Source organism: Holospora curviuscula (assembly GCF_002930195.1).
Taxonomy (GTDB): Bacteria; Pseudomonadota; Alphaproteobacteria; order Holosporales; family Holosporaceae; genus Holospora; species Holospora curviuscula.
This window is the reverse complement of sequence record NZ_PHHC01000087.1, coordinates 1-10289: the sequence shown is the minus strand read 5'-3', so window position 1 is coordinate 10289 and position 10289 is coordinate 1. Positions and strand designations below refer to the sequence as shown.

Genomic DNA, 10289 nt, shown 5'->3' with positions numbered 1-10289 from the left:
AAGATACTTCTGTTGCACAAGATTTAGCCTTACCCGTCTCAAAAGAGAACAATACCTCTCAATCCCCGGCAACAGCACAAACAAAGCAGACAATTTTCTCTTCACAAGATGTAGCCTCATCCTCTTTAAATAAGAGTAATGCACCGCAAACCCAGGAAGCAGAAGAAATAAATCAGGCCGTTTCTACATCCTCCACTCCAAGTGCTTCTTCACAACGTGATGTCGAACCCTCTGCAGATGAAAACACTACATCCCACCTCCATAAAGCATCCAACTTATCTGTATATAAACAAAAACAAGAAATTTATAAAACCCTCAATCAACACGATATTTCAAAGGATGCGGATTCTTTAATGAAACAACACGAGGAAAACACTAACACTAAAAATAAGACGATAAATACTATATTTAACGAACAAACAGAAAAATTCAACGCCCGACTTAACAAACGAAAAAAAACTTGAATTACAGTACTGCTTTAGAAATAAGAATACGATGTTTTTTTCAACTGTTTTTCCTAAGCTTGTCTTGGGCAAGCTTCCTAAATGCAGTTTAGGTAGTGTAGTTACGAGACAGCTTCCTAGATTGTGATCAAGCTAATTTTCAGTGCTGCAAAAAGATGATTTTATATTTTTAGTGTAGAAAGATTTCACCGTTTCTTGATATGCAAACATGTATTTTCAATGACGCTTCGCATAAGTATGGTGTGCGCGAGCGTAAAGGAGTAAACGTAACGTATACAAAAAGTATTCCGCATCCAGAAAAGCGATCTAAATTTTTTCTTACAGATCTCAGAGTGCACAGAAAATCTAACAAACCGCTTACTTATTTTGAGACGTCAAGATTTTCCCAGTTATAATGACATAATGGCATCAGTCTATGGAGGCAATACATAATTAAAAGAAGGAATTCGAGTTCGTCCAAAGTATCCTACACTTTATTTCTCAGGGGATTATCTGAGGTAGCGGGACAATCGAGCATGAATCTTCGAATATATACCATTGAGATAAGCCATTACAAAGCCCATGATAGTAGCACTACCTAAATTTCTTTGAACATGGGTGCCATTTTCACCCAAAATTTTTGAGTATAAAGCTCCACAGCGGCAGAATGAGAATGGTTTTGACAAATTACTTAAGTCATTATGGAATGAAGGACCGAGCTTTCGAAAAATCTAGGCTCCTCACTGGAGAGAAAGACAGCTAGATAGTTGGCCGAACTTTTTGATAACCTTGAAGTTCACTCGGGAAAACGTTACTAGCGTAAAAAAACAAAACCAAACAGAAATAAACACCGCGTTTCTCAGTATGGATTGGAAAATCAAGTTTCTTTATAGAGTAACAAAGAAATGCCAATCGTTAATTGTTTTGAAATGATAGCACCTCCAGAATAAAAGAAAAAACTTTATCGAAACCGTTATGTGACAGGAAACACTTTAAATGCTTCGACAATTCACGAGTGGTCGTGAGCTGGAAAAAAGCGTTGAAACACTCAAAACGAAGCCTTTAACATTTTGAAAAACACTAGCTATCATTTTGGGCGTGACAAAAAACATTTAAAGAATATTCCACTTAAAGACGTATATGCACGTTTTCCTTTTTTAGTGCATTCCTCGACGCATTTTACTGGGTACAGCTTATAGATAATGAAGAGCACGCTTATCATAAAAATATATTTATTTAAGAGTTTAATTCATACTGTTCAGTTTCTCTTATTCAATGAGTGGACTCATATCTTACATTCATTTTTCAAACACTTTTTTGAAATATTCACAATGAGCTGTGCTGCTTTTTGTTTGTTTGGGGAATGCAAAAAACTCTAAACAATGCTGTGCTAAAAAAGTATTCTTGAAGGCAAACCTACACTCTGAAAGAAATGTGTTTTATTTTCTCACATTCCATTAACTTTCTAAGGTATCAGCCTAGGCTCAAGCTATGTTGCCTTGTACACATAAAAAAAGACTTTACTTTTTAAAGTATTGGTCTTAGAATGGTGTGATATAGAATTTAATAATGGTTTACTTATGAAGAGAACATATCAACCTAGTCGACTGGTTCGAAGCAGAAGACACGGATTTAGGTCTCGCATGGCAACGGTGGGAGGAAGGCGCGTCATCGCCGCGCGACGTAGAAAAGGTCGTCAAAAGTTATCGGCTTAAAAAGAGAGGTTGTTGACGATGCGTTTAGAGCCACTTTCAAGAAAAAATCTGGTCTCCTTTCAGAAAAGCTCTCAGGTAAGTAAATTTGGTAAAGAGCGTGATTTAGGTTTAGTTTTTCGTTGGATGCTGGGGGAGGAAAGCGTGAAATTTGGTGTAGTAATTTCTAAGCGCCTTGGATTTTCTTCTGTAGCACGTCATAAAATTAAGCGTCGCATACGGCATTGTTTTTTTCTGGTGAACTCTCTTATACAATATCCTATTAATGTAGTATGCATCGTCAGAAACCAGAGCGTGATATTTTTAAGATTTTCTGATTTAATAATTCTTTTCGAAAATTTTTTCCGTAGTATACTTTCGGTTCCATTTAAAACGCAGATTAGTCGCCAAGGTGATGTCAATGAGTGAGTATAAAAATATTTTACTTGCCTTTGGTGCGTGCGTTTTGGTATGGGCAGGGTATGAGATGTTTATCAAGCCAAAATTTGAGCCGAATTCGCAAAGTTTGGTAGATAAGGCGAGTAAGATCCCCATTTCTCCTGAAGCTCCCCCTGCATGCTTTGTTTCTGAGGACGAGTCCCTCAAAGAAGATCGTGAGATACTTTCCAATAGGTTCGTAGAAGGAAAAATTCGGTTGCGGGGGGCTCTTCTAGATGATTTTTCCCTCAAGAATTACAAAGAAAATACAGTCCAAGATACTCCGGTGCGTTTGTTGCGTCCTTATGGTACACCTCATGGATATTGGGTTCGTATGGGATGGGAAGTAAAAGAAAAAGATGTTATTTTGCCGACTCAAGATACAGTATGGAGTGTAAAAAAAGGTGGTTCCTCTAACGAATTAAATATAGGATGGAAGAATTCTCAAGGCATTGAGTTTGAACAAAAATTTTCTTTAGACAAAAAATACATGCTAAAAGTGGTTCAGACAATAAAAAACGCCACTTCTCGTACTCTTTTTGTGCGGTGCAAAGGAGAAATTTTTCGTCAAAGTCCTGTGGAAATTGGAGATCATTGGTTGTCTTATGAGGGACCTATTGCGGTATGTAATCGTGTTTTAAGTAATATACCGTATAGTGATTTAGAAAAACGGTCTCGTAAATTCAAAGAAGCAAATTGGGGTGGAATTTCTGATAAATACTGGCTTGTGGCGTTGGTAGGAGATTTTGATTCCCAGTCGGTAGAAGGATGGTCAGAAAAAAATTCCGACGGAATGTATTGTATGACTTTAGCTCAAAAATTTGTTCCAGTACTACCAAAAGAATCTCACATTCAGGTACAAAATGTATTTTTAGGACCTAAAGAAGTAAAAATTTTAGACTACTATGAGCGCACTCATAAAATTCAACGATTTGACCTAGCAGTAGATTTTGGATGGTTTTATTTTATTACAAAACCTGTGTTTTACATTTTGTCTTTTTTCAAAACCTATTTGGGAAGCTTTGCAGTAGCTATTTTATTGCTAACAGTGTGTGTTCGAGGATTATTTTTTCCCTTGGCAGTAAAAAGTGCTCGCTCTATTGCCGCCATGCAACGCTTGCAGCCTAAGTTATTAATGTTGAAAGAACGATTTAAAGAAGATAAAATAGCACTCAACCAAGCTATTATGGAATTGTATCGTGCTCAAAAAATTAATCCCTTTTCCAGTATTTGGCCTATGTTACTGCAGTGCCCTTTGTTTTTTGCTTTATACAAGGTTCTTTTTATTTCTATTGAAATGCGCCAGGCACCGTTTTGGGGATGGATTCAGGATTTGTCTGCTCCAGACCCCACCTCTGTTTTCACGGTATTTGGTATAATTCCTATGGACTTACCTTCTTCTCTGACTATCGGTGTTTGGCCCTTACTTATGGGGGCAACTATGATTCTTCAGCAACGTTTTGCTGCTGCTCAAAATGTTGCTTTAGATCGGTCTCAGCAATGGGTTTTAAGCTATGGACTTCCAGCACTTTTTGTATACATGATGGCCCGCTTTCCTGTAGGCATGATTATTTACTGGACCTGGAACAATATATTAACAATACTGCAGCAATATTTTATTCGATATTTTAAATTGGTGGGAGATAATGCATAAAAAATATGGAAGATATAGTGTATACCGTGTAGGGCGGCGTAAAAATGATATTGGTGGAGGAATTCAGCTCCTTCCAGAAGACCAAGGCTTAGAAGTGAAAGGAGTTCAGTGTATTTCAGAACTCATGTTTTCCCTTTGCGAAGTTTAAGAAAAATATGTTAAACAAGAGGTATGCGTCAGATTGTCGGTTCTTGAGAGGAGTTCTTCACCCTAAAGATTGGCCTGACGTTTCAGGAAAAGAGATTGCATTTTGGGGAAGATCTAACGTGGGAAAATCCTCGTTACTTAATGCACTTATGAAGCGAAAAAACTTGGCCAAAGTCTCAAAGACTCCGGGACGTACTCAAAGTATAAATTTTTATCAGGTCCAAGAAGGAGTACGTTATGTGGACTTACCTGGCTATGGTTATGCATGCGTTCCAGAAGTTTTGCAAAACATGTGGCATAAAAATGTATTAGAATACGTACTGACACGCACTAGTTTGTCTCTTGTTGTTATACTTGTGGATAGTAGAAGAGATGTCGGTCCACAAGATATAGAAGTAATGAATTTTTTAACAAAATCTTTAATTCCCCTACAATGTCTCTATACAAAAATTGACTGCATATCTTCTGCTCAGCGAAGGCTATTGAAGTTAAATGCAGGCGAAATACATCACCTTAAAACTAGTACTACCACCGGAGAGGGCGTCTTTGAGTTACGCACACATATTTTAAATACACTACAAAAAGGATAGATATGAGGTTTTCGTTTCTACAGTGTGAGCAGAGACTAAGCAGATTATGACTTAATCTCAAAAATTTGAATCTTATGGCTTAATAAGTAGATTAAAAACTTTATCTTTCGAATAAAAAACGTTTTCGATTTTCTAAAGGAGTATTATGAATACACCCAATACTTTGAATACAAACTCTATTAGATTATTTTGCGGTATTCCTTTGGCATTATGGATTTTAAGCTTAGGAATGTTTTTATTGAATTGTTCTTCTGTGATCGTTTTTACTTGCTTACCTTTCTTATCTTTTAAAAAAAGTACTATTGGACGTCTTGAGGGAGTGGTGGAAGGGTTGTCTCTCATATGCCGTGCCGCAGCAGGACTGCTTAGTGACGTTGTAAAACGTAGAAAACGATTTTTATTGGTAGGGTACGGTATTTGTGCTATTGCAAGGTTATTGTTGGCAGCAGCTTCCAGTTTTGAATCCGTGGTGTTTGCTCGAGTTGTGGAAAAAATTGGAAACGGCATTCAAGCCAGTCCTCGAGAAGCGTTGATTGCGGATATTGCTCCAGTAAAATCTTTGGGAAAATTTTACGGATTAAACAAAGCGTTGGGGATGACTGGCTCTACTCTCGGGTCTAGTTTATTAATTTTTTTATTCTTTTTTTACGGTAAAAGCGTTACATTTCAACAAATTTTTTTATATTCAGGTCTCCTAGCCTGCGTTAGTTTTGTAATGCTATTATTTGGTGTAAAAGAAGTGAAATTTTTAAACCACTCTCCCAGTACTCGCAGTTTTGGTGACATTTGGACTGCGGTTCTTCAAGATTTAAAACAACTGCCCTGGAACTTTTGGAAAGTTATTTTATGTATTTTTTTTTTAAAAATGGGCTATTTTAGTGGAGCATTTATGATGAATTTTGCTGCACTGAAAAACCCCACAGAATTTCTAGGAATTCCTTTAAATCATCCAGGACAGTTAGGTGCCATGATTATGACCTTTCAAAACGTTTTGTGTGCCATGTGTTCTTACCCGCTAGGATGGTTATCAGACTATGGGGACCGTAGAAGAACGGTCTTCCTGTGCAATTTATTACTCTTGAGTGCTATGATGAGCTTTGGATTTTTGGGACACTGGCAATGGGGTGTATTGTTGGGAGTTCTTTTTTACGGATTACAATATAGTTTACAGGGGGCTTTAATGGCCTTTTTATCTTCGAGTATGCCTGCTCACCTACAAGGTACTGGGTTTGGTGTATTTTTTTCTATTTCTGGAACAGCAATTCTTATTTCTAACGGGTTTATTATGGGTACAGTATGGGAGTGTTATTCTCCTAACATTGCTTTTCTTGCGGTGTGTATTCCCGTAATTATCTCTTTATTGTTTCTTCCCTTTATAAAAGTATTTTTGCCCTACGCTGATTCTAGTCTTCCTGTGAAAAAAAATTGTTAACTTAGGGTACAGTGTTTTGATCATGTATAAAATTTTATCTACTACATTATTTCATGTTAACGCAAGCTCAGTATAGCGCGATCAATCCACACCATCATGTTTGGGTTCATGCTTCTGCAGGAACAGGAAAAACTTTTGTACTTACTTATCGTTTGTTACGACTTTTGCTGGAAGGAGTACGCCCCGAACGTATTGTTGCCTTGACTTTTACTCAACACGCTGGGAAAGAGATGATGCAGCGATTGTACAGCCTTTTGGAAGACATCATGTGCTCTCAAGAGCAATGCAAAGAAATATTAGAGACGTGTATAGGGCACGCTCCGAATTTAGATCAGATACAGCGCGCTCAAAAATTATGGTCCCAAATTTTGGATACTTCTTTAAACATTCAAACATTACACAGTTTTTGCCAAACCATTTTACATACGTTTCCTTTAGAGGCAGGATTACCTGGAACATTCAAAATTTTAGATGAACATCAGGGACTTACTGTGTGGTACCAACAGCAAGAACGGGTATTTTCCGTCTTTTACCCAGCTTCTTTAGAGGTTCAATCTGCACTCAGACGTCTTGCAGCGCGCTACACGTTGAACCAGATCACTCTTCATCTGAAAGCATTATGGCATAGAGCAAGTGACGTGATTTTTCCTACACAGCACTCCCGCCCTCCTCAAGCATCGCCTCCCCCTGTATTATGCCCAAATCGATTGGCTCAACTCATTGAATACTTAGGGCCTCAATATAGTGTTAAGCTGAAGGGGTTGAATTTTTCTTGGGATCATCCCCATTACCAAGCTTTTTTTCTTACTCAACAAGGAATGCCTCGGAAAAAGCTTCTTCCAAATAAAGTGCCGTCTTATTTAAAAGAATGGCTTGAAGAAGCACAAAAAAACTTATGGTGTACATTGCGTCACGAACGACATTTTTCTGCATGGCAAGATACTCAAGATTTTTGTCAAATTTTTTCTGAAATTTATCATCATTATACCCAATATAAAAAGGAACGCGGTCTTTTAGATTTTTCAGATCTTCTTCATAAGACTATTGATTTACTTCAAAATCCTCATTATATGGGATGGGTCTATAGTCAATTAGACCAAAAAATTCATCATGTATTAGTAGATGAAGCCCAAGATACTAGTCCAGCTCAATGGAAAATTTTGAGTCTTTTAAGTGAAATATGGAATACACATCCTCAAAAAACCTTCTTTGTTGTGGGGGATCCAAAACAATGTATTTACGGATTCCAGGGGGCAGATTTAGATCAATTTTACAAAACAAAAAAACACTTCCAAGCCTGCTTAGAGCAGAATGGAATTTCGTTTTACAGTGTACATCTTACGCATTCTTTCCGATCTTACAGTTGTATTTTAAATGTTATTAATGAAGTTTTTCGTACAGATCACGCTATGGATTTTAAACCTCATACTGCCCCTTCGCATCGACAGGGAGGACTTGTAGAGCTTTTACCCCTTTTGGAGCCTCCAGCGGGAAAGTCTTCAGGTACTTTTATTGCTCATATGTGGGTGCAACGTATTCAAAACTGGATTTCTCAGGAAATAGTCTTACAATGTACAGGACGTTCCATTAAAAAAGAAGATATTTTAATTTTAGTATCTAAGCGATGTAGTTTATATGAAGCGTTTTCTCGAGCGCTAAGCAGTAAAAAACTTTGGATTCGTGAAACCTCCAAAAAATCTCTGAAAGATACTTTATTGGTACAAGATATTCTGGCTTTGATTCGGTGGCTACTAGCGCCTCAAGATGATTGGAGTTTGGTCCACCTTTTTAAGAGTCCTCTCTTTGGTGTCAGCGAAGCAGATTTACTTGCTGTGGAGATCTTCCATCGTAACAAAAAATCTCTTTGGGAACATCTTGAGTCTCGAAAAATAGAGCCCTGGAGTACTTATGTTGAAACCTTGGCTCAGTGGAAAAAAGTTTTTTTTCAAACTACTCCCTTTCAATTTATGCATTGGTGGATATACACTCCCTGGCTTCGAGCACGATATACAGCCTGGCCTAATGCGATGGCCATCCTAGACAAAATTCTTGCACTGTTATTTAATTTTTGTCAAGAACAAGGAAAAGGGTGGAGTCAATGGATTGAAATGCTGTCTTTGGACACATTGACTTTTAAACACAGTACAGAAAAAGGTGTGGGATTACTCACCATACACAGTGCAAAAGGACTGGAATCTCCCGTAGTGATTATACCGGATCTTTCCATGGATGTTCGGGGAAAAGATAGCTTTGTGTACACTCCAGAGGGACCTTGGAAACTTAATGTTTTAACAGATAATGAAGATCCGTGGTACAAGCATTATGCCAGACGTCAAGATGAAGAGCATCGAAGAATTTTGTATGTGGCAATGACGCGAGCTCAAGAACGGTTATACTGCTCAAGTTTAAAAGATTCTCAGCCCTATCAGGATATTCATAGTGCGTTACTTAAGCTAGGCGTATCAGTACAATGGGATTTAGATATTGGAACCACAAAAGGAAAACGGGTACTACGATACGGGTAAAGCCCTCATCAATCAAAAGTATAGTGCTAAAAGAATTTTTTTATTTTATATTTCTTAAGAAATTATTTAAAAAAATAATTTTTTATGTTAACGCGTATAAAATTAGATAATTTTTTACTTCTATTAAAACTTACAATCATTAGTTGCTCTAATTACCGCTCTCGATAACGAATTCTTCCTTGAGACAAATCATGAGGACTAAATTCCACCAACACTTTATCTCCTACGGATACCATAATACGGTTAGTACGCATTTTTCCAGCAATATATGCGTTTACAATCTGATTGGAGCCGTCTAATTGAACAGAAAACCTCGCGTTAGGTAAGCATTCTAAAATAATTCCTGTAAATTTTAATATATCTGTCTTTGTCATACCGTACGTACACGAGTCTTGCTAAGAAAGTATAAAGAATTCCAGAAATTTTGTCCAGTGCTTAAATAGAAAATATTTCTGATTTTTGTTAAAATATTTAGCATAAATTGTGCATCATTTTATTATATCAAATCAATATTCTATAAAATATTTTTAAATAAACGCTTATTTAAGTTTACAAGGATGCGTTCTTTTTAGTATTATAAATTATTTTTAATTATAGCTAACTAACTATAGAATTCTTATAATAGAAAAAAAGAGAAGATATTCAAAGATGTCGTATTCATTAGATTTTTTTCGTAAAGGTTTATGAATTAAGAAAAAAGAAGGAGGAAGCGATGAAGACTCTAGTAAACGTTTTGAAATAGGTCAGCAGATTATAGATGGAGTACGCGCTTAGAACCGAACTTAGTTCGCTATAAGCCAGCCAGAACAATAGACATGGACTGTTTAGAACACGATATCACACGATATATCCTGATGCTTATCAGCCAGAGCGAGCGAAGCGCTTTTGGGTTAGCACTATTGGCATTTTGAAAGCTCTCAGACGTCTTGGGGCTCGCTATAAAAAAATCTTAAATCCTCCAAAGAGGATCCAGAAAAAAGCTCTGTATTGTACTAAAAGCGTAATGAATTAAAAAGCAAAGAAAAATGGAGTGCTCCCATTGATGAACGTGGATTTGCGCATGATATCCTAAGAACTCACGGATATTTTGTAAAAGAGCAGCATTATTACGGAAAACAGGATTGGGGTGCAAAAAGTAGACCTACAGGCACTTTAGAAGCCATGAGATTGCTTACGAGTTCTGTCAGTACAGGGGTGGGTAGAGGAGATGTTCCTAACCAATACCCCAGAAACCCTAGAGTGTGTCGTCACGAGAATCAATCTATACTGGCATGAGATATAGAATGAATCAATGAAAGGTTTTTATGATAGGCGCTCACCGACGCCATGATATGCCAGATCGCATATGGAGTCTTTTAGAGCCGCGATT

9 protein-coding genes are annotated in these 10289 nt (G+C 37.2%); 8 read left to right on the top strand and 1 reads right to left on the bottom strand.

Annotation, left to right across the window (positions count from 1 at the left end; genetic code table 11):
- From HCUR_RS08605 to HCUR_RS04435, 8 genes are all read left to right on the top strand, one after another.
- On the top strand, positions 1-464 hold a 464-nt coding region (locus HCUR_RS08605), incomplete at its 5' end, for a hypothetical protein (RefSeq protein ID WP_165780755.1).
- A 1559-nt stretch (positions 465-2023) separates the two neighbouring features.
- The gene (gene rpmH / locus HCUR_RS04460) at positions 2024-2158 is read left to right on the top strand and encodes a 50S ribosomal protein L34 (protein WP_104206943.1); all 135 of its coding nucleotides are present in this window, start codon (positions 2024-2026) and stop codon (positions 2156-2158) included.
- Positions 2159-2176: 18 nt separating this feature from the next.
- On the top strand, positions 2177-2563 hold the full coding sequence (locus tag HCUR_RS04455) for a ribonuclease P protein component (RefSeq protein WP_104206941.1): 387 nt from the start codon (positions 2177-2179) through the stop codon (positions 2561-2563).
- The gene (gene yidC / locus HCUR_RS04450; protein ID WP_165780754.1) at positions 2556-4226 is read left to right on the top strand and encodes a membrane protein insertase YidC; all 1671 of its coding nucleotides are present in this window, start codon (positions 2556-2558) and stop codon (positions 4224-4226) included. Before HCUR_RS04455 ends, yidC begins: the two co-directional genes overlap by 8 nt.
- The gene (locus HCUR_RS08600; RefSeq protein WP_165780753.1) at positions 4219-4374 is read left to right on the top strand and encodes a hypothetical protein; all 156 of its coding nucleotides are present in this window, start codon (positions 4219-4221) and stop codon (positions 4372-4374) included. The genes yidC and HCUR_RS08600 overlap by 8 nt, the downstream gene beginning before the upstream one ends.
- Before the next feature lie 7 nt (positions 4375-4381).
- A complete protein-coding gene (gene yihA / locus HCUR_RS04445; RefSeq protein ID WP_104206939.1) occupies positions 4382-4963 on the top strand; it encodes a ribosome biogenesis GTP-binding protein YihA/YsxC in 582 nt (193 codons plus the stop codon).
- Positions 4964-5108: 145 nt separating this feature from the next.
- On the top strand, positions 5109-6395 hold the full coding sequence (locus HCUR_RS04440; RefSeq protein WP_104206938.1) for an MFS transporter: 1287 nt from the start codon (positions 5109-5111) through the stop codon (positions 6393-6395).
- A gap of 53 nt (positions 6396-6448) precedes the next feature.
- Complete coding sequence (locus HCUR_RS04435) at positions 6449-8920, top strand: UvrD-helicase domain-containing protein (RefSeq protein WP_104206937.1); 2472 nt, start codon at positions 6449-6451, stop codon at positions 8918-8920.
- A 152-nt stretch (positions 8921-9072) separates the two neighbouring features.
- Here HCUR_RS04435 and infA read toward each other — a convergent pair whose 3' ends face one another.
- On the bottom strand, positions 9073-9294 hold the full coding sequence (infA, locus tag HCUR_RS04430) for a translation initiation factor IF-1 (protein WP_104206936.1): 222 nt from the start codon (positions 9292-9294) through the stop codon (positions 9073-9075).
- Positions 9295-10289 lie beyond the last annotated feature (995 nt).